We start from the raw sequence: 22,776 nt of genomic DNA, 5'->3' as shown, positions 1-22,776 counted from the left end.
AGTATCCGTCCACGTGGCCGGTCGCGTGCCTTACCCACCCCTTGACTGAGCACACAGTTTATGAAAAGGGGCGATTGCGCCCGTTGCACTCACGCTCACGCTCCCGGCAGTTCTCCCCCCGCCCAACGAAGTTCCGCGCGCGTTACCCGACTGTCTGTCGGCGGTCGGAAATCCGTCACGCTTTTCTGGCATGCTGCGGGTTATACTTTCCGCGCATCCAGCGTCCCCATATACTGGTTGCCGTTTCTCGCGGCGCTCCACGAAATTCCATTCGCGCGGCGCTCAACAGGTTTCTTTCGCGCGGCGCTCAGGCTCCGCCGTCCCGCCGTGTCCGGCACACCCAGGAGACCCCCATGCGCTCCATCAAGCTCACCCTGCTCGTAGGCCTTTGCCTGGCCGTCATCGTTCCCTTCCTGGTCATCTATTCGATCATCCACTCACGGGTAAGCGACCAGGCCGTGGCCGCCTTCTCCACCGCCACCCGCAACGAAATCACGCAGGTGGACCGGGCCATGGGCTTTCTGCTGGACGACGCCCGGCGCAACGCGGACATGATAGCCGCGAGCCCCCTGAACGCCCTCATCGACGAACGGGTGACCAGCTACCTCGGCCCCGAGGAAAAGCCCCGCACCCCCGCCCCGGACGATGCCTACGGCCAGCAGATGAGCCCGCTGTTGCAGTGGATCAAGACCAGCCACCCCAGCTACGACAGCGTGTACATAGGCACCCGCTGGGGCGGCAACGTGCTCAGCAACGTGCAGGGCACCCGCAAGAGCTACGACCCGCGCACCCGGGTGTGGTGGCAGGTGGCGCTGAAGGACACCTCGCAGGCGCAGGTCACCGCCGCCTACAAGGGCACCACCGGCGACGCCATGATCAGCGTGGCCAAGGCGTACGTGCGCGGGGGCGAGGCCGTGGCCGTGGCCGCCATAGACCTGACCCTGAACGAACTGTCCGACGCCATGGCCACCATCCGGCTGGGCAAGAGCGGCTACGTGCTGCTGGTGCAGGGCGATGGCACCGTCATCGCCAACCCGCGCGACAAGGCCATGAACTTCAAGAACATCGCCGACGCGGGCGACCCGGCCTTCAAGACCCTGTTCGACCTCGGCTCCGGTTCGGCCCAGGTCACCATCGGCGGCACCGAGTGCCTGGCCGAGGTGTTCACCTCGCCCAGGCTGGGCTGGCGGTTCATCGGCATCATCGACAGGGCCGAGGTGCTGGCGGGTGTCAACGACCTGCTGTTCCAGATCGGCATGGTCATGGCCGTCTCCGTGGTGGTGATCCTGGCGGCGCTGGGCCTGTTCATGGACCGGCTGGTGGTGCGCGGCCTGCTGCGGGTCACCACGTTCCTGCGGGGCATCTCGGAAGGCAACTACGCCGCGCGCATCGGCATTGCCCGCCGCGACGAGATCGGCCAGATCTACACCGCACTGGACGACATGGCCGCCACGCTGGAAGGCAACATCGCCGAAATCACCCGCAAGACCGAGGAAGCCGAACGCCGGGCCCGTGACGCGCAGGAGGCGTCCGGCCGGGCCGAGGCCGCCTGCGCCATGGCCGAAGTGGCCCAGCGCGAGGGCATGCAGGCCGCCGCGCTGCGGCTGGAGGACGTGGTGGCCCACGTCACCGCCGCCTCTGCCGAAATAGCCCGCCAGACCGAAGAAATCCGCCACGGGGCCGGGGTGCAGGGCCAGCGCATTGCCGAAACGGCCACCGCCATGGAAGAAATGAACACCACCGTGCTTGAGGTGGCTCGCAACGCGGGCAAGGCCGCCACCGAAAGCACCGCCGCCAAGGACAAGGCCCAGGACGGCGAGCGCACCGTGCAGCGCTCCATGGAGGCCATGCGGGCCACCCGCGACCGCACCATGGGGCTGAAGGCCAACATGGACAACCTGGGCCGCCAGGCCGAGTCCATCGGCACCATCATGACCGTCATCGAGGACATCGCCGACCAGACCAACCTGCTGGCGCTGAACGCGGCCATCGAGGCGGCGCGGGCCGGTGATGCCGGGCGCGGCTTTGCCGTGGTGGCCGACGAGGTGCGCAAGCTGGCCGAAAAGACCATGGGCGCCACCAAGCAGGTGGGCGATTCCATCCGGGCCATCCAGGCAGAGGCACGCCAGAACATGCAGGCCGTGGAAGGCGCGGTGCAGGACATGGAGCGGGTGGTGGAACTGACCGGGGCCTCCGGCCAGGTGCTGGACGAAATCGTGCGCGGGGTGGAAACCTCCGCCGACCAGATCCGGGGCATAGCCACCGCCGCCGAGCAGCAGTCCGCCACCAGTGACGAGATCAACCGGTCCATCGACGAAATCAACCGCATCACCGCAGACACCGTGCACGGGGTGTCCCGCACGTCCGACGCGGTGCGCGACCTGTCGGAGCAGATGGCCCTGATCGGGGGCATCATCAGGGAACTGAAGGGCGGAAAGTAGGCCGACCGACCGAAAACCCGGCGCAACATCAACGGGCCGGTCCATGCGGACCGGCCCGTTGTCATTCGATGTGCGGTGCCAGCCCGTCGCGACCGCCACCGCCCGCCCCGCAAGCGCAGCCGCCAGGCAGCCGTTGCCTGCGGCCGGGCATTCCATTGCTGGCAGCGGCGGACTGCTTCCGCCGGGGCCTTCTGGCTTCGCACCCGCCTCGCAAAAGGGACACCCCCCGGACCAGGGTCCAGGGGGTGCTTTTTTTCGCCCGGCGGGTGCACGCGGGGCGCGGGGCAGGCGGGAGCATTCATGCCCACCCCGCGCTTTCGGACGAAAGTCCTGTCACGCTACGGCAGCATCCACTTCAGCGGGTAGGCCTGCAGCATGGTCAGCACGCAGATGAACCCGGTCATGGCAACGGAGTGCCACAGGGTGAAGCGGAACAGCTGGCCTTCCTGGCCCACCATCTTGGTGGCCGCAGTGGCGACCGAGATGGACTGGGGCGAGATCATCTTGCCGGTGACGCCACCCGAAGAGTTGGCGGCAACGGCCAGGTGCGGATCCATGCCCACGCTGGTGGCGGTGGTGCGCTGCAAACCGCTGAACAGCGCGTTGGACGAGGTGTCCGAACCGGTCAGGAACACGCCCAGCCAGCCCAGCAGCGGCGAGAAGAACGGGAACAGCCAGCCGGTCTTGGTGAAGGCGAGGCCCATGGTCGAGCTCATGCCGGAGTAGTTCATGATCTGGGCAAGGCCCAGGATCATGCCGATGGTCAGGATGGGGAAGCGCAGCTGATGCATGGTGCGGAACAGGCAGGCAATGGCCTGGCCGTAGCCGTACTTGGGCATCATGGGCACCGCGGCAAGGCCGGTGAACAGGATCGCGGTACCGGCGGCGGAGATGATGTTCAGCTTGTACATGGCGCCGTACGGGGCATTGGCGGCCACGATGGGCATGGTCTTTTCGATGGCGTTATGCAGGCCGGGCCAGGCAAAGCCCTTGGCGGCCAGCGGGGTGAAACCGGCGCCCAGGGCACCGTCGAGGTAGGGCTTGATTTCCGGCAGACCCCAGAAGAACACCATGACGGCCAGGATGATGTAAGGCGTCCAGGCGCGCAGGATTTCGCCGAAGGAGTAGGGCGAGGGGCCGGTGAGGGACGAAGGGGTTTCGTCGGGGAAGTGCCAGGTGGTGGCGGGCTTCCACACGCGCAGCAGCAGCACGAGGCCGATGATGGTGATGATGGCCGACATGATGTCGGGCAGGGTCGGGCCGTGGAAGTTCGAGAAGGCGTACTGCGAACCGGCGAAGCACACGCCGGCCACGATGACGGCGGGCAGCACTTCGAGCGAACGCTTGAAGCCGCACATGGTCACGCACAGCCACAGGGGCACGATGATCGACAGGAAGGGCAGCTGACGGCCCACGATCTGGCTGATGTGCATGGTGTCGAGGCCGGACACCTGACCGGCCACGATGACCGGAATACCGATGGCGCCGAAGGCCACCGGGGCGGTGTTGGCGATAAGGCAGATGCCTGCGGCGTACAGCGGGTTGAAGCCCAGGCCCACCAGCATGGCGGCGGTGATGGCCACCGGGGTGCCGAAGCCGGCGGTGCCTTCGATGAACGAACCGAACGCGAAGGCGATGAAGATGGCCTGAAGGCGGCGGTCGTCGGTAAGGCGTGCCAGCGAATCCTTGATGATTTCGAATTCGCCGGACTCAACGGTCATGTTGTAGATCCACACCGCCGTGATGACGATCCAGACGATGGGGAACAACCCGTACGCTGCACCGTACAGGGTTGCATTGACGGCCAGGCCGACGGGCATGCCCCACACCAGGATGGCGAGCAGCACGGCTGCGGTGGTGCCGAGGGCGGCGGCGAAGTGACCCTTCGCGCGGCGCACGGCCAGCATGTAGAAGAGAACGTACAGCGGCACGGCTGCGACCAGTGCCGACAAAAGAATGTTCGAGAGCGGATCGTAGTTCTGCACCCAGTTCATGAAACTCCTCCCTTACGGATTATGATGAGGACCTGCACCGGCCCCAGCCCATGGGCTTACTCTTGATGGTCGAATTAGCTCATGGAATACACGACTTCAAGAAGGGAAGGCGAATCTTTTTTTTCAGACATGACGTATATTTTCAAGGAAAAATCATGTCCTCTCCGCAATATGGGACGCACTGCAACTCACTGTTCATACAACCAATATCTTTATCATGATTCAAGCACAGGAAACATTCGAGTAAAAACACTCATGACAGCAAAATAGCGCACCATTAAGCACTACGACACGTGAATACACCAATTAATGCACGTCTCTCACCGCTGATATGTGCATGAAATTCAACTTGTGACAATACACGACATGCCATTCGTTACCAGAGTTGTGCGCGACATATGCATTTGCACGGACAACAGCCGATATGCGCTACGGAACACCCGCGCACCAAGGCAGACATTGCAAACTTCATAGGCTGCGGAACAGGGAACACTGCGTGTCCCCGGCATGTCCGTGACGCCGATGGAGCCCCGGAAGACGTCGTTCAACCCGGTGACGCAACAACGCCTTCCCCGTTTGCCCTGTGCCGTGCCGGATTGCAGGCGTGGCCCCATGCAAGGGAATGCACCGCGCGGTAAGGCGTATTGTGCCTGCTCGCTACTTTTTTGAAATGTCTTGCTACACTCAAAAGATGTGCACGGTCATTTCTGTCCGAAAAAACGGATAAAAATTTTTTGCACGGGGCATTATTTTTTTCAAAACAGGGTAGTCAAAGGGAACAGGAAGGGGCGTGGGGCGAAGGTGCGCGAGGAATGAACCGGTGGAGCAGGCTGGCGGGCGGAAACGGCGAGCACGCAAAAGGGGCGCTTCCGCAGCGTTGCGAAAGCGCCCCAAGGGGTCGCGTGGTGGGCAATACAGGATTCGAACCTGTGGCCTTTGGCTCCGGAGGCCAACGCTCTATCCATCTGAGCTAATTGCCCGCGAAACGGGACAACTATCGCTTGCCCACATGCGCTGTCAAGACATATGTGATTCCCGCGCGTACCGCGCGCCACCCGCCCTTTCCACCCCCTGCTGCCGGGGGAACGAACACGACCGGCAAGCTCCGAATTGACGAGCCTCCCCCTTCCGGCATGCCCCAATGGCCGCCAATGTGTGACGGTCTTGAAAAAAAACGTGTCGGACGGCCTTGCAGGCATGGCGCGTCGTGCACATTTTCGATAAAAACATCCCACCCCACCTCCACTGCGTCGCCCCTTCCGCCCCGAAAGCCGCCCGCCCGACTTTTTACGCCCCGGCCGGCACGGTATCGGCCTGGTCCGCGCCAACGGGCGCCATCTGGCACGGCAAGGGTGCCGGTTGTCCGCGCGCCGCGCGGCAGCAGCGCACAGCGCCATGAAGGCGGGGCCAGTTCCGGAGATTTCATGAAACGCTTCGTTGTCGGCATATCCGGCGCCAGCGGCATGCCGCTGGCCGTCACCCTGTTGCGCGGTCTGCGCGATGCCGCGCGCGCCCTGCCCGGCGGCGCGCAGGTGCACCTTGTGGTGTCCGACGCGGCCCGGCAGGTGCTGGCGCTGGAATCGGACCTGCGCGCGGAAGACCTGCTGGCCCTGGCCGACGTGACCCACGACGCGCGCGACTTCGGCGCGCCGCCGTCCAGCGGATCGTGGCCGCACGACGGCATGGTGGTCTGCCCCTGCTCCATGAGCACGCTGGCCGCCATCGCCCACGGCACCGGCAGCAACCTGCTGCACCGCGCCGCCGACGTCACCCTGAAGGAGCGCCGCCCGCTGGTGCTGGTGGTGCGCGAAACGCCCGTGAGCCGGGTACACCTGCGCAACATGCTGGCCGCCGCCGAGGCGGGCGCGGTGATCATGCCGCCCTGCCCCGGCTTTTACGCGCGGCCCACCTGCGTGCAGGATATCCTGGACCACCTTGCCGGGCGCATTCTGGACCAGATCGGCGTGCCCAACGCCCTTGCCGCCCGCTGGGGCGAGGCCGCCGACAGGGAATAGCCGCGCCGCCACGGCGCACGGATGGCCCGAGATGGCCTGAGATGGCCCGAGAGATGACCAGGCAGGGCCAGACAGGGCCAGTCAGGCAGACAGACCGGGCACGGGGCAGGGCGCGGGGGCCGCGCCACAGCCTGTGCACCGGGCAACGGCCCGGACATCCGTGACGTGCGGACCGCCGCGCGGCATCGAACGGGAACCCCGATTCCCCCGGTATTGCGTCGATACCGGAAGGAACCGGAACAGCGTTCCTCCTGCCGCATCGTCAACAGGCCTTCCCGTGCGCGGACATGCGCCGGGGCAGGGCCTGGGCGACGCGGAAACCTTTTTTGCGGAAAGGCAGGATCAGACCATGCAGTACAGCCTCACATGGCACGGCCACGCCAATTTCCAGATTTCCTGCGACGGGGCCAACGGGCTGGCCAACGTGCTGGTAGACCCGTTCTTCGAGGGCAACCCCTCGGCGTCCACCCCGTGGAGCGACATCGCCCCGCCGGACCTCGTGCTGGTCACCCACGACCACGGCGACCACGTGGGCCAGGCGGTGCAGATATGCAACACCACGGGTGCGCTGCTGGGGTGCATCGTGGGCACGGCCCAGCGCCTGCTTGAAGAAGGGCTGCGCCCCGGCCTGCTGCTGAACTCCATCGGCTTCAACATTGGCGGCACGGTGACGCACAAGGGCGTCAGCGTCACCATGACCCAGGCCTTCCACTCGTCGGAATCGGGCGCGCCCGTGGGGTACATCGTGACCATGCCGGGCGGGTTCACCTTCTACCACGCCGGGGACACGGGCATCTTCGCGTCGATGGAGCTGTGGGGACGGCTGCATTCCATCGACCTTGCCATGCTGCCCATCGGCGGCACCTTCACCATGGACGCGCGGCAGGCGGCCATGGCCAGCGCCATGCTGCGCACCCGCTCGGTGGTGCCCATGCACTGGGGCACCTTTCCGGTGCTGGAACAGAACACCGAGCGCTTCCGCGAGCAGTTGCGCAACCATGCCCCGGACTGTCGGCTGTTCGACATGAAACCCGGCGACACCATCATGCTCGACATGGGCGAGGATGGCCGGGGCTGCGCCTACTGTTAGGCACGCGGTCTTTTTGCCGCTGGCGGGCAGCCCCGCCAGCGCGCAAGTAATACTCGCGCGCGAACGGATGCGACGAGTACTCTGGGAAAGACCGGGCACCGGCCGCGCGCTCGCGGCAACGGACCCGCATCGTCAATAGTGTAACACGCCTCGCGCGCCACGCGCCGGAATGCGGATTCCGGCCCACGGACGCGGGGCATCGCCTCCGGTTTCGCGTGCGGCTGGCATCGTGCGCGGGAGGTCCGGAGCGAACGGGGCGTGTGCCCCGATTCGGTACCTCCATGGAACACGCGGCGGTAACATACAAATGGGTTGTCTATCTTGTGCGCTGTGCCGACGGGACGCTGTACTGCGGCGTCACCACGGACATGGAACGGCGCCTTGGCGAACACAACCGGGGCAGGGGCGCGCGCTACACGCGCTCGCGCCGCCCGGTCACGCTGATCGCCACCGCCCCGTTCCCTGACCGCAGCACCGCACAGAAGGCCGAGCATCACGTCAAACGGTTGCCCCCCGACAGGAAGCAGGAAGCACTGGCACGATACGCCAACGCACTTCCCGTCGCGGCGCCGCCGAGCGCCCCGCGCACGAAGGAATGAGAATGGAAACCTTACGCTTTGAAGAATTGTCCCTTTCCAAGGAAATGCTGAAGGCCATCGAAGAGATGGGCTTCGAAGAAGCCTCGCCCATCCAGGCGCTGGCCATCCCCCACATCATGGAAGGCCGCGACGTCATCGGCCAGGCCCAGACCGGTACCGGCAAGACCGCCGCCTTCGGCATCCCCCTGCTGGAGCGGGTGGACCCGCGCGAAAAGGACATCCAGGGCATCATCCTGTGCCCCACGCGCGAACTGGCCATCCAGGTGGCGGAAGAACTTACCCAGCTTGCCTCGCGCAAGCGCGGGCTGTACGTGCTGCCCGTGTACGGCGGGCAGCCCATCGACCGCCAGTTCAAGGCCCTGCGCCGCGGCGCGCAGGTGGTGGTGGGCACCCCCGGTCGCGTCATGGACCACATGGAGCGCGGCACCATCAACCTTTCCACGGTGCGCATGGCCGTGCTGGACGAAGCCGACGAAATGCTGGACATGGGCTTTCGCGATGACATCGAGCACATCCTCGGCCAGGTGCGAAGCGAAGCGCAGACGGTGTTCTTTTCCGCCACCATGCCCCCGGCCATCCTCGACATGGCCCAGCGCTTCCTGAAGACGCCCGAATTCCTCAAGGTGACCCAGAAGCAGGTCACCGTGCCCAGCATCGAACAGATCTACTACGAGGTGCGGCCCTTCCAGAAGCTGGAGGCGCTGTGTCGCGTGCTGGACCTGTACAACCCCAAGCGCGCCATCGTGTTCTGCTCGACCAAGCGCGGCGTGGATGAGCTGACCCAGCACCTGCAAGGGCGCGGCTACCAGGCCGACGGCCTGCACGGCAACCTCAACCAGTCGCAGCGCGACCGGGTGATGGCCCGCTTCCGCAGCAACGGCATCGAAATTCTGGTCGCCACCGACGTGGCCGCACGCGGCATCGACGTGGACGACGTGGAAGCCGTGGTCAACTACGACATCCCCAACGCGGTCGAGCACTACGTGCACCGCATTGGCCGCACGGGCCGCGCCGGGCGTTCGGGCCGGGCGTTCACCTTTGTCTCCGGGCGCGACTTCTACAAGCTGCGCGACATCAAGAAGTTCACCAAGGCGCACATCGTGCAGCACCAGGTGCCCACGTCCAGCGACGTGGCCACGGTGAAGACCAACCAGCTGCTGGCCGAAGTGCGTCGCCACATCGAAGCGGGCGAACTGGAAAAGTACACCGACATCGTGGAATCGTTCCTGGACGAGGACGTGACCACCGTGGACATGGCCGCAGCGCTGCTCAAGCTGCTGATGCGCCGCGAACTGGGCGACGCCGTGCCCGGCGGTGAAAAGACCCCGGCGGGCACCGGCGCCGAACCCGGCATGGTGCGCCTGTTCCTGAACGTGGGCCGCAAGATGCGCGTCACCGCGCGCGACATCGTGGGGGCCATTGCGGGCGAAACCGGCATACCCGGTCGCATGATCGGGGCCATCGACATCCGCGACCGCGTGTCGTTCGTGGAAGTGCCCTCCGACTACGCGCAAGAGGTGCTCTCCGTCATGAACGGCAACCAGATCCGGGGCTTCCGCCTGGCGGTGGAACCGGCGACGCCGCGCGACCGGGAATAGGTGGCATGGCCGCAAGGCGCCTTTTGCCCTCTGCCTGCGGCAACGCCACCTGTCGTTGCCCGTAACGAAACAAAGACCATAAAAAAGAAACGTGAGGTCCCGGCATCGGGGCCTCACGTTTCTTTTTGCCGAAAAAACAGCGCCGCACAGAAATAGCGTTGGTGAGAGCCGCGGCCCTTATGCGGGCCTTCACGCAGCACGGGTGGTGGCCGCTACGCGTCAAAACAGTTCCTACCCCGCCCAGGCCTGCCGGGCCAGGGACAGGGCCACGCCCCACACCACCAGGCACACGCTGCCGTCCAGCACGCGCCAGGCCACGGGCTTGCGGAACAGCGGGGCCAGCACCCTGCCGCAGCCACCAAGGGCAAGAAACCACAAACACGACGCCGTGGCCGCACCCGCGCCGAAGGAGAAGCGCTCCGACGCCGGGTAGTGCCCGCTGATGCCGCCCAGCATGACCACGGTATCAAGATACACGTGCGGGTTCAGCAGGGACACGGCCAGCGTGGCCCCCAGCACCCGGCGCAGGCTGGTGCGCCCGCCGTCGCCCACTGCCCGGTCGGCTTCAAGGATGCCGGGCCGCAGGGCCGAGCGCAGCGCGCCGAACCCGAACCAGGCCAGAAACACCGCGCCGCCCACGGCGGCGCCCTGGCGCAGCAGCGGGCTGGCGGCAACCGCCGTGCCCACCCCGGCCACTCCGGCGGTTATCAGCACCACGTCGATGCATGCGCACAGCGAGGCCACGGCCATGTGGTGGTTGCGGCGCAGGCTCTGGGTCAGCACGAAGGCGTTCTGCGCGCCGATGGCGATGATCAGGCTGGCCCCGATGCCAAGGCCCTGAAGGTAAGGGGTAAGGTGCATGGCGCAACTCCGGAAGCAGGAATGATGTCCGGCGAGCGCCGCCCGTCGTCCGTCGGCACACGTTGTCGGGAAAACGTTTCCCGACAAACCTGTCCGGAAGAGACTGCCCTTGGGGGGGGTGTCTCCGGGATACATGCCGTACGGGCGGCAATCCGCCGTGACGCCCCTGCTCTACCGCGTTCCGCGTCATGCGTGAAATTACTTGTTGTGTTGTTGCATAAGCAAACGTACTAATCGACCATGCTCGACTACCGACTTGTGGAGGCCGTGGCCGCCGTCATCCGTGAAGGGGGCTTCGAGCGGGCCGCGCGGGTGCTGCACCTGACGCAGTCCGCCGTGTCGCAGCGGGTCAAGGCGCTGGAGGACCAACTGGGCACCGTGCTGGTGGTGCGCGCCACCCCGGCCCGCGCCACCGACGAAGGACGCCGCCTGCTGGCCCATTGCGACAAGGTGGGCCTGCTGGAAACCGACCTTGCCGCCGTCCTGCGGCCAGAGGGCGGGGTTGGCGGGGCGTCCGGTTCGCCGGATTCGGACGACTCCGAACCGGCCCACATTCCATGGACCACCCTGCCCGTGGCCGTGAACGCGGACAGCCTGGCCACGTGGTTTCCCGACGCCGTAGCCCCGTTCCTGCGCACGGAACGCGCCCTGCTCGACCTTTCCGTGGACGACCAGGAACGCACCCATCTTCTGTTGCGCGACGGCCACGTGGCCGCCGCCGTGTCCACCCGCGCCGCCGCCGTACAGGGCTGCCGCTGCCTGCCGCTGGGCCGGGTGGACTACCTGTGCCTTGCCGCGCCCGACTTCGCCGCGCAGTGGCTCCCCACCGGGCTGACCGAAGCCGCCCTGTGCCGCGCGCCCGCCGTGATCTTCAACCGCGCCGACGAAGTGCACCACCAGTTCCTGCGCGGCCTGCTGCCCACCGCCGCGTCCTTCGACCGCATCACCCGCAGCCTGCCGCTGCACTACATCCCCTCGTCCGAACGCTTTGTGGACGTGGTGGCCCAAGGCCTTGCCTACGGCATGATCCCCCTGCCCCAGGCCCGCGAGCACCTTGCCGATGGCCGTCTGGTCGATCTCGCCCCCGGTCACGCCGTGCCCATCCGCCTTTACTGGCACTGCTGGGGACTGCGCACCCGCCTGCTCGATGCCCTGACCCACCATGTGGTCACCCATGCCCAACAGGTGTTGGCACAGGAATAGCGGGAAGGGACAAGAGCCACCCGTACCGCAGCCGCAAAAAAACGCGCCCGTGGGCGCGTGCGGCAACTGCGTGATTCCGGGCCCGCGTTGACAGGGCTGGCCATACCGGCCGGGGCACAGCGGCGCAAGGGCGCAGTGCGGGTCGGGCACGGGCGACACCTGCGGGTTGCGCCTGGGCCGGAGGCGTCATGCCCCGGCGGGGGCTTGCTTCCGGGCCAGCAAGACGCTGGCGTTGGCCTGCACTTCCCTGTTCACTTCCGCCAGCATGCCCGCCACTTCCGCCAGAACCCGCCCCAGAAACTCCAGGTCCTCGTCGGAACGATTCCGTAACCGTTCCCACAGCATGTCTTCCGCAAGACCGTGCAGGGCGTCGTGTATGTGCACGGCCTGCCTGCCCGATTCGGTCAGCGAATAGTGCACGCTCTTCCTGTCGCCTTCCACCCGAAGAGGCTCCACAAGCTTTCTGGCCTGAAGCCGCGTGGCCATCTTGGACACACCGCCCCGCGTCATGCCCAGATGGCGGGCCAGCGTCGCGCCATTGGCCGGGGCAACCGTGTTCAGGGCAGCCAGGAAATGACATTCCGCCACGGTCAATTCTCCCAGTCCGTCACCCGCAACGTTGCGGCCCACCTTGCCGAACAGCCCATCCACCTCTTCCATCCGATGGGCAAGATCCAGCAGCCCCTTGAGGACCTGGACCTTCAGCGGACTTGTACGGGATGTCATGCTTTCCTCGCTGGTTGCGTTGCATTTTGGAGAAACGGGGACAGTCTAGCAGAAAACTTTTTGTTGACAAGGAAACAATGTTCGGCAGATTGTTTCCTGGTTAACAAAGTGTGCAGGCGGCACACACCGCCAAAGGAGCCACACATGCTGCTGGACCTGACATACCCCTTGGGCCGCAAGGATATTGAGGCAAGCGAAGCTGCGGTCGCAAGGCACCCCCATGCATCCCGGTCGGATCTTTTCGGCCATCTGGGCACCCATCTGGACCTCATGGGCAAAAGCTGGCCGGAGGACTATTTCACGCGGCAGGGGCGGATCTTCGACGTGCGGCACGTGCGGCAACGGGATGTCGGGGTGGCCGACGTACCCATGGATGCCGTTCAGGCTGGCGATTTCGTGTTCTTCCACACGGGCAGCCTTGCGGAATACGGCTATGCCACGCCGGAATACATGCAGGCGGGCGCCCGACTTTCGTGGAACCTGCTCCGCGCCCTGACAGCGCACAAGGTTGCAATGATCGGCGTGGATTGCTCGGGTGTCCGGCTTCCCGAAGAACACAGGCAAGCCGACCTCTTTTGCGCAGAGGCCGGTTCCTTCGTGGTGGAAAACGTGCACAACCTTGAGGCGCTGGGCCGGAACGCCGGGCAGCGCCCCTTCTGCGTACGCACATTTCCCTTGCGCCTTGAAGACGCAACGGGGTTGCCGTGCAGGATACTTGCCGAGTTGTAACGCCCGGTCCCGATGACCGGAAGGGACGCGCGCCGCATCGTTCCGGCGGTTGAGTCCCGCATGGCAGCAGCGCGTTCCGGCTGCGCCACGGGCCTCCGGGGGAAAGACTCCGGAAAGCCCCTCAGGCTGCTGCCCTTCCAAAAGCAGGGAGAGCACCGGGGAAGGGAAAAACCACCCTCCCCGATGCTCTCCTTGTCGTTCTTTTCCCTTTCCCTTCTGCTGCGCCCCTACTTCCCGGCATCCACCCCGGCATCGCCGAAGGTGGCCATCTTTTCGAAGATGTCGGCGGCGCTGCGCAGCAGGAAGATGGACAGCGCGCCGCCGGTGCCTTCGCCAAGGCGCAGGCCGAGGTCGAGCAGGGGGCGGATGTCCAGCTTGTGCAGGATGGCCTTGTGGCCCTGTTCGGCCGATGCGTGGCTGAACACGCAGTACCCCGCCACGGCGGGGGCTATTTTCCACGCGGCGGTGTAGGCGGCGGTGGAGATGAACCCGTCGATGACGGCCACCAGCCGGTGGCGGGCCGCGCCAAGGATAAGCCCGGCAAGGGCGGCGATTTCAAGGCCCCCCACGGCGGCCAGGATGTCCACCGGGTCGCCGGATTCCACGGCGCGGCGGTTGGCGGTCAGGGCGGCGCGGATAACCCGGGCCTTGCGAGCCACACCGTGGGGGTCAAGGCCGGTGCCGGGGCCGGTGACGGCTTCGGGGTCAAGGCCCAGGTACGCGCAGTACAGGGCGGTGGACGGCGTGGTGTTGGCAATGCCCATGTCGCCGGTGCCCACGCAGCGGCAGCCGTCGGCGGCGGCCTGCGCGGCAAGGTCCGCGCCCAGCAGCAGGGCGGCCTCGCACTGTTCGCGGGTCATGGCCGGGCCGTGGGTCATGTTGGCGGTGCCGGGGGCCACCTTGCGGCGGATCAGCTGCGGGTGCGGGGCAAAGTCGTCGCCCAGGCACCCGGCATCCACCACGCGCAGGTCAATGCCCGCAGTGGCGCACAGCACGTTGATGCCCGCGCCGCCGTTCAGGAAATTGAGCACCATCTGGCGGGTCACTTCCTGCGGAAACAGCGAAACGCCCTCGGCGGCAACGCCGTGGTCGCCCGCGATGGTGAAGATGCGCGCGGGGTCGACGGCCAGCGGGCGCGCGCCGCCCTGGATGCGGTGCAGTTGCAAGGCCAGCTCTTCCAGACGGCCCAGGCTGCCGCGCGGTTTGGTAAGGTTGTCCAGATGGGCCTGCCCGGCAGGGTCGTGGCCGTGGTCCACGGGGTCGATGGCAGCGATGAGGTCGAGAAGACGCGGAGAAAGAGACGGCATGGGAACCCCCGGAGTGTCGGTGTGGAACGGGAACCGGCGCACGGTAGCGCCACGGGCCGGGCAAGGCAAGCCGGGGCGCGGCGTGCGGCGGCGAACGACGGTGCAGGACGGCCGCGCCGCAGGCGGTTCCGCCTCATCTGTCCGCCCTTCCCTTGTGCGCCTGTGCCCCCCTGTGCATGGGACACGACGACCGGCACGGCGGGGAAAGCCGTCGCCCCGCGACGTGCGCTTGTTCGTGCACGGCCCCTTGCACATGTCTCCTGTCTGTCCGCCTCCTTGCCCCCTTGCCGACGCCCGCCGCAGGCCGCATAGTGTGCGTGCGAAAATCGCACATCCCACGGGGAGCACCCATGATGTTCATCCACAGACTGTTGCCCGGCCATGACATGTTGCCTGATCGCACCGGCCACGTTGCCCGTGCCGAGCGTATCGTCCGTATCGTCCGTATCGCCCGGCACGCGGCCCTTACGCTGGCCGCCCTGGCCCTGACTGCCGCACCCGTGGCGCTGCCCGCCGCGTCATCACTTTCGCCCCGGATCGCCCTGGCGGCGGAATCTTCCCCCGCCCCGCTGGTGGCGGACCAGCCGGTGTCCTCGCAGCCGGGCCGCGCGGCCATCACCGTGCCCACGCCGCGCTCGCCCACCCTGCCCCCCGGCATTCCGGACAACAGCCCGCGCCTCACGCCAGTGGTGCGCGCCGTCAGCGCCGTGGCCCCCGCCGTGGTCAACATCACCACCGCACGCGTGGTGGAGCGCAATTTCAATCCTTTCCCCGGCCTGATGGACGACGAGGCCGCGCGCGAAATGTTCCCCAGCCTGCCCACCCAGCGCCAGACCCGGCGCAGCCTGGGTTCCGGGGTGATCATCAACCCCGATGGCGGGCACCCCGGCATCGTGCTCACCAACGCCCACGTCATCGCCGGGGCCACGGGCATTGCCGTGCACCTGCTGGATGGTCGCTCGCTGGACGCCGAACTGCTGGGATCGGACACCGATTTCGACATCGCCGTGCTGCGCGTGCCCGGCGCCCAGAACCTGCCCGCCGTAAAAATGGCCACCTCGTCCGACCTGATGCCCGGCGAGACGGTCATCGCCATCGGCAACCCCTTCGGCTTCGCGCACACCGTGACCACCGGGGTGGTGTCGGCCCTTGGCCGGTCCATCAAGGTGGAGCAGGGCATGATCACCGACCTCATCCAGACCGACGCGGCCATCAACCCCGGCAACAGCGGCGGCCCGCTGCTGAACATCACGGGCGAGCTCATCGGCATCAACACGGCGGTGTATGCCAAGGGCGAGGGCATCGGCTTTGCCATTCCCGTGGACAAGGCCCGCCGCGTGGTCGAGGAACTGCTGGGCCAGGGCCGGGTGGACCCGGTGTGGCTGGGCGTGCTGGGGCAGGACATCGACCAGCGCACGGCGGCGTGGCTGGGGCTGAAGCGGGCCTCGGGCATGCTGGTGACCGAGGTGCAGCAGGGCACCCCGGCGGCCAAGGCCGGGCTGCGCCCCGGCGACGTGCTGGTGTCCGTCAACGGCAACCCCGTTGAAGACAAGGACGCCTACATCATGCTGCTGCGCAACTACACCCACCGCGACACGCTGGAGGTGGGCCTGCTGCGCGAAGGCAAAACGGCCACCCTGCGCCTGACCCCGGCCGTGTTCACGCAGGAAACGGCGGAACGGCTGGCCGAACGGCGCTGGGGCCTGCGCGTGCAGGAGGGCCAGGGTAACGGAGTCCGCATCAATGCCGTGCTGCCGGGCAGCCCCGCCGCGCGGCTGGGCCTTGCCCCCGGCGACATGGTGCGCCAGGTAGGCGGGGTACGCGTGGCCAATACCCGCGACTTTGCCCAGGCGTTTGCCCGGCACCGGCTGGCGGGCAAGGTGACCCTGCTCATCCAGCGCGGCGGCAAGGGGTACTACGTGTCACTGGCGGTGTGAGGCCCGTCGCTTGGCAAAAATCCCGGTTGCGGTGAAGCCCTGCGGGGTTGGCAATTTCCGGCCGCCAAGATTCCCGCATCCCGCAACGATGAGAATTTGCGTCAAAGCTTGACACCCCGGTTGCCGACAGCTATCTGCAATTTCGATGGTAAGCCGTCAAACCCTGTCGTGACGCGGTTTTTCCGCAATCACGACAGGAGATTGTTCCCAAAAAGCCGACTACGTCGTCGGCCGAAAAACACGCCTGGAGGATGACATGGGTTGGACTGTTACTGTTGACACCGATAAGTGTACCGGCGACGGCGAATGCGTGGACGTGTGCCCCGTCGAAGTTTACGAACTGCAGGACGGCAAGGCTGTTCCCGTGAACGAAGAAGAATGCCTGGGCTGTGAATCCTGCGTGGAAGTCTGCGAAGCCGGCGCGATCACCGTCGAAGAGAACTAGTCGCCGCCTTTCCGGATTTGCTGCACGTCATGCCGCCGGACGACGTTTGCGCCGTCCGGCGGCATTTGCCGCATCAAAGGGGAGACTCCAAGGCAGGTTTCACGCGGTCTGCGTGGGCACGAGGGGGGCAGGGGCCATGCCCGCGCAACGCCCCATGTCACGCCCACGCCCCAAGCCCGGTGCCCCGACGGAAACGGGGGTTGCCTTCCCGTGACGTGCCGCCCGCCCGCATCGCGGCGCACCGCCGCATCGCGTATTCCCGCACATCCGCACGCCCGCGCGGGAGCCGCGCGAACCACCGTCCGCACGCCTTTTCGGCACACCGTTCCGAAAGGCAACCGGCCACGGCAACCTTGGGGTGTGCATTCCGGCCACAGAACGACCGAGTCCGCCCAGCGCCCGATACGCCAACCTGTCGGGCCATCGCATGACGGTCGCGCACGCGCGGCCCCCAAGGAGCAGAATGGATGACCGTGGACCTGACGGAAATCTTCGCCAAATATGAACGACTGGTGGCAGAAGCCGATGCGCTGTTCGAGCGCGTGCGTTCGCAGCACGCCGACTGCGTGACCTGCGGCCTTGGTTGCAGCGATTGCTGCCACGCCCTTTTCGACCTTGGCCTCGTGGAGGCCATGTACCTGAACCAGCGCTTTGCCGGATCGTTCGGCTTCGGGGCAGAGCGCTCCGCCATTCTCGAGCGGGCCGACGCGGCAGACCGCCACGCCGTGCGCCTGAAGCGCCGCCTGTACAAGGAATCGCTGACCGGGCGCGATTCCGCCGAACTGCTGGCCGAAGTGGCGCGCGAACGCATCCGCTGCCCCCTGCTGGGCGACGACGACACCTGCGCCATGTATGCCCACCGGCCCATCACCTGCCGCCTGTACGGCATTCCCACCGCCATCGGCGGCGTGGCCCATACCTGTGGCCGCACGGGGTTTGCCCCCGGCGGGCGGTACCCCACCGTGGCCCTGGACAAGATCCACGAGCGACTGGCGGGCCTCAGCCACGAGATACTGGTGGCCGTGCAGTCGCGCTACCGCGAACTGGACAAGGTGTACGTGCCCGTGTCCATGGCGCTGATCACCAAATACGACAATGCCTATCTTGGCGTCGGCCCGGTGAAGAAGGAGGACTGAGCATGGTCAACATCTCGGGCTCCATGTTCCGCGACAGCACCACGCGGGAACTGACACCGGACGAGGAAGTCCAGAAGCGCGCCATCTGGGACGCCATGTCTCCCCGGCGGCGCAAGTACGTCGAGCGCATCGGCTACGAGAACTGGGACCCCTTCCAGAAGCCCAACGACCCACTGGACACGCGCCAGGACATCACCAAGCGCACCACCCAGCAGCTCGTCCGCGAATTTTTGCAGACCGCCAACAAGAAGGACTACACCAACGAATACGGTCGCGGCGCGCTTGAAACCGCCCTCGGCATCGTCAACAAGGACGAAAAGTACCGCGGCGTGTTCGATTTCTGCGTGTGGTACTACAATATTCTGATCAAGGAGGGTCATGTCGATGAAGGATAAATATGATGACATTGACGAGTACATCGCCGATCTGCGCGCCGAAATAGAGAAAAGCGAGAACTGCGCCAACCATCACTACAACCTTGGCGTGGCCCTGCTGCACAAGCGCGACTTCGTGGCGGCGGAAGAATCGTTCCTGAGCGCGGTGCGCAATTCGCCCCGCCTGGCCGAAGCCTACGTGCAACTGGGCGGCATCTGCCTGCAACGCGGCGACCTGGACGGCTGCCTGCGCTACAACGAGGAAGCGGCCCAGTGCCGCGCCAAGTTCCCGGTGCCGTGGAGCAACATCGGCTTCGTGCACCTGCAGCGCGGCGAGCCGGAAGAAGCCGTCAAGGCCCTGAAGAAGGCCCTGAAGTGGGACCCGGACTTCATCCAAGCCATGGCCACCATGGGCGCCGCCTACTACATGCAGGGCGACTACGAGGCCTCCATCCAGATCAGCCGCGAGGCCATCAAGCGCGAGCCCGGCTTTGGCCCGGCCTACAACAACTTGGCGCTGGCCCACTTCGAGCGGGGCGAATTCGCCCAGGCCGTGCAGTTCGCCGACCAGGCCGCTGCCTGCGGCTTCGAGGTGCGTCCGGAGTTCCTGAAGGATCTGGAAGCCCACCGTTAGCCCGAATCAGCCCTTTGCCCGTTGGCCAATTGGTCGAGTTGGCTTCGTTGGCCACAGGGCGGGCAGGGGAACAGGGATCACACAGGGAATGACGACGGGGGAAGGGCCTTGGCCCTTCCCCCTTTTTCGTGCATGTCGGATGGACATGATCGGGCACCACGAAACCCGGTGGCGGCGGGGCCAGCCCCGACACGGAGAGGCCGGACCTCTCCGCCGGGCGGAGCCGCCACGAACATATCCGGAGACACCGCATGAGTTGGGAATTCGCCGTGGGGGTGGTGGCGGTCAAGGCCACCGTGCTCTGCGTGCTGTGGTACAACAGGCGGCGCATTGCCGCGCGCCTGGCCGGGGTGGACATGCGCCGCGTGGCGCGCACCGTGGCCCGCGAACTGGAGCTTGCGCCGGACGAGGCGCGGCAACTGGCCCGGCGTCTGGACGCCCACGAACGCACGCTGGACGAACTGCGCCGCCACAACACGGCATTGCGCCAGCGCCTGCACGCGGTCATCCGCGACGGGGCCATGGCCCCGGATGCGCTGGACGCCCTGTTCGCGGAAAAACGCCAACTGGCCGAGCAGGCCTACGCCAACGCGCGCGACGCCTTCGTGCAATTTCACGCCGGGCTGTCACCGGCGCAGCGGGATCGCCTGGCCGGGCTGCTGGACCGCCACGCCGCACACCCGCTGTTCCGCCATCCCCTGCTGCCCTGAAGGCGTGCGTGGAAAGCGGCGAGCAGGACGGGCTCGCATTTCCGCAGTGGCCCCTCATGCACGGGCGCGGCGTCACCCCCCGGAAAGGCGCGGCCCTGAGGGCTATTCCGCCCCTTCCGCCCGGCCGTCCAGGCTGGGGCGGGTCCACATGCAGGCCATGCGCACCTTCTTGAGCAGGGCGCGCTGGGGCAGGTAGTCTTCCTCGTTCGCACACACCGCCTCGAAGGCGCGGCGCACGGTGGCCTCGTCGTAGCGGCCGGGAAAGCGGGTTTCCAGGTCGGCGCGCACGGCTTCCCACAGGTCATCGTCGGAAGGATCGGGGAATACGGAAGGGTCGGTGGTCATGACAATCTGCTCGCGGTGATGTGTTCGTGCGCCGCGCACCCCATGGCCCGGATGGCCCCGATGCCCTCGGGGTGCGGACAACATGGACGGCGCGGCGGCATGGTTCTCGGGATGACGAAAGGCTACGCGGGGCCGGGCAGCCGCAACGCCAGCAGCAGCCGCTCCGGGTTGCGGGGCTTGTTGGTGAACTCGTAGCGGGCCACCCGCCAGCGGTTCCAGTCCAGCCCGGCAAGACGGCGGTCTAGCGCGGCGGCCTCGTCCGCCCCGCCGGGATGCCCGGCGTAGACGTGCAACGAAACGATGCCGCCCGGCACCATCAATGGCAGCAGGGCCTCCAGCGCCGTCAGGGTGGTTTCCGGTCGGGTGGTCACGCTGCGGTCACTGCCGGGCAGAAAGCCCAGATTGAACATGGCCGCCGTAATGCGCGGTGGCCGCCCGCTTCCGCCCGGCCACGTTGCTGGAGTTGCTGGCGGTGCAGTCAGTGGGGCAGCCAGCGCCGCCGCAAGCTCCTCGTGCCCCCGGCCATGCAGGGCAACCCGCTCCTCCAGCCCCGCCGTCGCCAACCGTTCCGCCGTGCGGGCCAGCGCCCTGGGCTGCACGTCAAAGGCGTGCACCAACCCGCGCGCACCCACCAGCCGGGCCAGGAACAGCGTATCGTGGCCATTGCCCGCCGTGCCGTCCACGGCCACGGGTTCCGGCGTTTTGCCCGCCGCGTCACCTGGCGCGCAACCCGCCACGGCCCTGGCCAGCGCATGGGCCACCGCCTGCCGCGCCAGGTCGCGCAGGGCGGGCAACCCCTCGCCGCCGGAGCAGCCGAACAGCTCCATGAACGGAGCGGGCCGGGCGGCAACATCGGAACCGAAACGGGACATGCGCACCTCCGGCACCGTGGTACGCCACCCGCCCCCCCCACGACAAGCACCCGGGCCGAGGCGCACGCGCGCCGGACGCGAATCTGTGCACATGTGCAGCATACTGCACAGCCCCTGTGCCGCCGCTTGCACCTCCGCCGCCGCCCGCGCCCCAATGGAACACAACAACATGCTGAATATTCACACTAAATATGTTTGGCACGGTCCCTGCTAATTGTGGCGTAACGGAACAAGGAGCCGCAAGACACATGCACACTCCGGAAACTTGCCGCAACGCAGCGGCAACCCCTCCTCCCCTGGATGCCCTTATCGAGGCCCTTCCCGAAGAAGACAGGGAAGCCGTCGTGGCCCTGGCGGCCCTCTGGCGGGAAGCGCAGCGCATATCCCCGGCATCCCCGTCCATCCTGGACACCCCCACCGTCAGCTTCAGCTAGCTGACCTCCTCTGCCCCCGCCGGCAAACCGGGCGAGCGGTTTCCGGCACCGGGGAGGCCCGCAAGGGCCTCCCCGGCCCCTCCTCACCCCCACGATTCGGTCCGCCATCCCGCGCGGGCCACGAAACGCACGGACCTCCCGTGCGTTTCGTGTCTTGCGCACCGCATCCTGCATGAGCCGGCCGCGACAGCCGCATCTGCCGCACCGCACCCGTCGCCCCCCACTGTCCGCATTCACCGCCGTACCATCGCGTCCATGTGCCGCTGCCACTGGCCCCGGCGCGCATCGTGTCGTATAGTGTGGAAAGGTGTCGCTCACCGGCCCGCCCTCGCGGGCCGCAACCCCGAGGTGGAACATGAGCAGGATACGCAGCGCCATTCTGGCGTCGCTGGTGGCGGATTCGCTGTCGCTGGGGGCGCACTGGGAATACGATCAGGGGCGCATAGTGCGCCAGTTGGGCCGGGTGACGGAACTGCTGCCGCCTGCCCTCAACGACTATCATTCCGGCAAGGGCGCGGGCGACCAGTCGCACTACGGCGACCAGACCCTGCTGCTGCTCCGTTCGGTGGCGGGCAAGGGGGCCTTCGACCTGTCCGATTTCGCCGGGCGCTGGCGCGGCCTGATGGAGGGCGGCTACACCGGCTACATGGACAAGGCCAGCCGCGAGGCGCTGGCCAACTTTGCCGCCGGGCGTGCGCCCGAACAGACCGGGGCCGCCACCAACGACTTTGCCGGGGCGGCCCGCATGGCCCCGCTGCTGGCCGTTCTGGGTTCAGATCCCAAGGACGAGGAAGGGCTGGTCAACGCCGCGCGCGCCCAGACCCTGATGACCCACGGCAGCCCGGTCATTGCCGACGGCGCGGAATTCATGGCCCGTGCCGCCGCCGCCCTGCTGCGCGGGGCGGACATGCGCGGCGCCTTCGACCATGCCGCCACGGCCCGCTACGCGGCCCTGCCCGCCGAAGACTGGCTGGCCTTCGCCGACATGTCCCTGACCGAGGACACCCCCGCCGCCATCGCCCGCTTCGGGCAGTCGTGCGGCATGCAGGGGGCCTTTCTGGGGGTGGTGCACATTGCCCTGAAGCACGAAGCCGCACCGGAAACCGGTCTCATCGACAACGTCATGGCCGGGGGCGATTCGTGCGCGCGCGGCCTGGCCGTGGGCATGCTGTTCGGCGCGCGGCATGGCCCGGGCTGGATGCCCGAGCGCTGGCTGGCCCCGCTGGTTGCGCGTCCGGAGATCGAGGCGGCGCTGGACACGCTGGGCGTGTAGGGGCTGTTGCTAAATTGTCTTTTCGCCCGTTGGCTGCGTCAAACTTCGCCTGC

21 protein-coding genes and 1 tRNA gene are annotated in these 22,776 nt (G+C 66.9%); 15 read left to right on the top strand and 7 right to left on the bottom strand.

Annotated features, from left to right (window positions below):
- Window positions 1-353 precede the first annotated feature (353 nt).
- On the top strand, window positions 354-2,441 hold the full coding sequence (locus tag ABWO17_RS13445) for a methyl-accepting chemotaxis protein (RefSeq protein WP_353119358.1): 2,088 nt from the start codon (window positions 354-356) through the stop codon (window positions 2,439-2,441).
- A gap of 338 nt (window positions 2,442-2,779) precedes the next feature.
- On the opposite strand, the gene ABWO17_RS13440 is transcribed toward ABWO17_RS13445, so the two are convergent.
- Both ABWO17_RS13440 and ABWO17_RS13435 read right to left on the bottom strand, forming a co-directional pair.
- Complete coding sequence (locus ABWO17_RS13440) at window positions 2,780-4,435, bottom strand: L-lactate permease (protein ID WP_353119356.1); 1,656 nt, start codon at window positions 4,433-4,435, stop codon at window positions 2,780-2,782.
- Between the two features lie 903 nt (window positions 4,436-5,338).
- Window positions 5,339-5,415 (bottom strand) — tRNA-Arg (locus ABWO17_RS13435).
- A gap of 444 nt (window positions 5,416-5,859) precedes the next feature.
- On the opposite strand from ABWO17_RS13435, the gene ABWO17_RS13430 reads away from it, so the two are divergent.
- From ABWO17_RS13430 to ABWO17_RS13415, 4 genes are all read left to right on the top strand, one after another.
- Window positions 5,860-6,450 (top strand): UbiX family flavin prenyltransferase, encoded by a 591-nt coding sequence (locus tag ABWO17_RS13430; RefSeq protein ID WP_353119354.1) that lies wholly within the window; start codon window positions 5,860-5,862, stop codon window positions 6,448-6,450.
- 349 nt (window positions 6,451-6,799) lie between these two features.
- On the top strand, window positions 6,800-7,540 hold the full coding sequence (locus ABWO17_RS13425) for a metal-dependent hydrolase (RefSeq protein ID WP_353119352.1): 741 nt from the start codon (window positions 6,800-6,802) through the stop codon (window positions 7,538-7,540).
- Window positions 7,541-7,821: 281 nt separating this feature from the next.
- A complete protein-coding gene (locus ABWO17_RS13420; protein ID WP_012613238.1) occupies window positions 7,822-8,139 on the top strand; it encodes a GIY-YIG nuclease family protein in 318 nt (105 codons plus the stop codon).
- A 2-nt stretch (window positions 8,140-8,141) separates the two neighbouring features.
- Window positions 8,142-9,737, top strand: coding sequence for a DEAD/DEAH box helicase (locus ABWO17_RS13415; protein ID WP_353119350.1), 1,596 nt, complete (start codon window positions 8,142-8,144; stop codon window positions 9,735-9,737).
- A 231-nt stretch (window positions 9,738-9,968) separates the two neighbouring features.
- On the opposite strand, the gene ABWO17_RS13410 is transcribed toward ABWO17_RS13415, so the two are convergent.
- Complete coding sequence (locus ABWO17_RS13410; protein WP_353119348.1) at window positions 9,969-10,598, bottom strand: LysE/ArgO family amino acid transporter; 630 nt, start codon at window positions 10,596-10,598, stop codon at window positions 9,969-9,971.
- Between the two features lie 240 nt (window positions 10,599-10,838).
- Between ABWO17_RS13410 and ABWO17_RS13405 the strand changes: the two genes are divergently transcribed.
- Window positions 10,839-11,801 (top strand): LysR family transcriptional regulator ArgP, encoded by a 963-nt coding sequence (locus ABWO17_RS13405; protein WP_353119346.1) that lies wholly within the window; start codon window positions 10,839-10,841, stop codon window positions 11,799-11,801.
- Between the two features lie 186 nt (window positions 11,802-11,987).
- Here the strand turns inward: ABWO17_RS13405 and ABWO17_RS13400 are convergent, their stop codons facing one another.
- Entirely contained in the window at window positions 11,988-12,527 is a 540-nt protein-coding gene (locus ABWO17_RS13400; RefSeq protein ID WP_353119344.1) for a MarR family winged helix-turn-helix transcriptional regulator, read from the bottom strand.
- Window positions 12,528-12,671: 144 nt separating this feature from the next.
- Here ABWO17_RS13400 and ABWO17_RS13395 point away from each other — a divergent pair, with 144 nt between their 5' ends.
- Window positions 12,672-13,256, top strand: coding sequence for a cyclase family protein (locus tag ABWO17_RS13395; RefSeq protein WP_353119343.1), 585 nt, complete (start codon window positions 12,672-12,674; stop codon window positions 13,254-13,256).
- Between the two features lie 227 nt (window positions 13,257-13,483).
- On the opposite strand, the gene cobT is transcribed toward ABWO17_RS13395, so the two are convergent.
- On the bottom strand, window positions 13,484-14,563 hold the full coding sequence (gene cobT / locus ABWO17_RS13390; protein WP_353119341.1) for a nicotinate-nucleotide--dimethylbenzimidazole phosphoribosyltransferase: 1,080 nt from the start codon (window positions 14,561-14,563) through the stop codon (window positions 13,484-13,486).
- Window positions 14,564-14,913: 350 nt separating this feature from the next.
- On the opposite strand from cobT, the gene ABWO17_RS13385 reads away from it, so the two are divergent.
- The 6 genes from ABWO17_RS13385 (at window position 14,914) to ABWO17_RS13360 (ending at window position 19,799) form a co-directional block, all read left to right on the top strand.
- Window positions 14,914-16,500 (top strand): trypsin-like peptidase domain-containing protein, encoded by a 1,587-nt coding sequence (locus tag ABWO17_RS13385; protein WP_353119339.1) that lies wholly within the window; start codon window positions 14,914-14,916, stop codon window positions 16,498-16,500.
- A gap of 256 nt (window positions 16,501-16,756) precedes the next feature.
- On the top strand, window positions 16,757-16,945 hold the full coding sequence (locus ABWO17_RS13380; protein WP_007525515.1) for a ferredoxin: 189 nt from the start codon (window positions 16,757-16,759) through the stop codon (window positions 16,943-16,945).
- Between the two features lie 467 nt (window positions 16,946-17,412).
- Window positions 17,413-18,081 carry a YkgJ family cysteine cluster protein gene (locus ABWO17_RS13375; RefSeq protein WP_353119336.1) on the top strand — a complete coding sequence of 223 codons (669 nt, stop codon included), beginning with the start codon at window positions 17,413-17,415 and terminating at the stop codon, window positions 18,079-18,081.
- 2 nt (window positions 18,082-18,083) lie between these two features.
- Window positions 18,084-18,476 carry a hypothetical protein gene (locus tag ABWO17_RS13370; RefSeq protein ID WP_007525518.1) on the top strand — a complete coding sequence of 131 codons (393 nt, stop codon included), beginning with the start codon at window positions 18,084-18,086 and terminating at the stop codon, window positions 18,474-18,476.
- Window positions 18,466-19,089 carry a tetratricopeptide repeat protein gene (locus tag ABWO17_RS13365; RefSeq protein WP_353119334.1) on the top strand — a complete coding sequence of 208 codons (624 nt, stop codon included), beginning with the start codon at window positions 18,466-18,468 and terminating at the stop codon, window positions 19,087-19,089. The genes ABWO17_RS13370 and ABWO17_RS13365 overlap by 11 nt, the downstream gene beginning before the upstream one ends.
- 251 nt (window positions 19,090-19,340) lie before the next feature.
- A complete protein-coding gene (locus ABWO17_RS13360; RefSeq protein WP_353119332.1) occupies window positions 19,341-19,799 on the top strand; it encodes a periplasmic heavy metal sensor in 459 nt (152 codons plus the stop codon).
- Between the two features lie 102 nt (window positions 19,800-19,901).
- Here the strand turns inward: ABWO17_RS13360 and ABWO17_RS13355 are convergent, their stop codons facing one another.
- Together ABWO17_RS13355 and mnmM are read right to left on the bottom strand one after the other, a co-directional pair.
- Window positions 19,902-20,144: a hypothetical protein gene (locus tag ABWO17_RS13355; protein ID WP_353119330.1), complete on the bottom strand. Its 243-nt coding sequence runs from the start codon at window positions 20,142-20,144 to the stop codon at window positions 19,902-19,904.
- Between the two features lie 122 nt (window positions 20,145-20,266).
- Window positions 20,267-21,016 carry a tRNA 5-(aminomethyl)-2-thiouridylate-methyltransferase MnmM gene (mnmM, locus tag ABWO17_RS13350; RefSeq protein WP_353119328.1) on the bottom strand — a complete coding sequence of 250 codons (750 nt, stop codon included), beginning with the start codon at window positions 21,014-21,016 and terminating at the stop codon, window positions 20,267-20,269.
- A 248-nt stretch (window positions 21,017-21,264) separates the two neighbouring features.
- On the opposite strand from mnmM, the gene ABWO17_RS13345 reads away from it, so the two are divergent.
- Together ABWO17_RS13345 and ABWO17_RS13340 are read left to right on the top strand one after the other, a co-directional pair.
- Window positions 21,265-21,450, top strand: coding sequence for a hypothetical protein (locus ABWO17_RS13345; protein ID WP_353119327.1), 186 nt, complete (start codon window positions 21,265-21,267; stop codon window positions 21,448-21,450).
- Window positions 21,451-21,805: 355 nt separating this feature from the next.
- Complete coding sequence (locus ABWO17_RS13340) at window positions 21,806-22,723, top strand: ADP-ribosylglycohydrolase family protein (RefSeq protein WP_353119325.1); 918 nt, start codon at window positions 21,806-21,808, stop codon at window positions 22,721-22,723.
- Window positions 22,724-22,776: the final 53 nt, after the last annotated feature.

This window comes from Nitratidesulfovibrio sp. (assembly GCF_040373385.1).
Taxonomy (GTDB): Bacteria; Desulfobacterota; Desulfovibrionia; order Desulfovibrionales; family Desulfovibrionaceae; genus Cupidesulfovibrio.
This window is presented reverse-complemented; position numbering and strand designations above follow the sequence as displayed.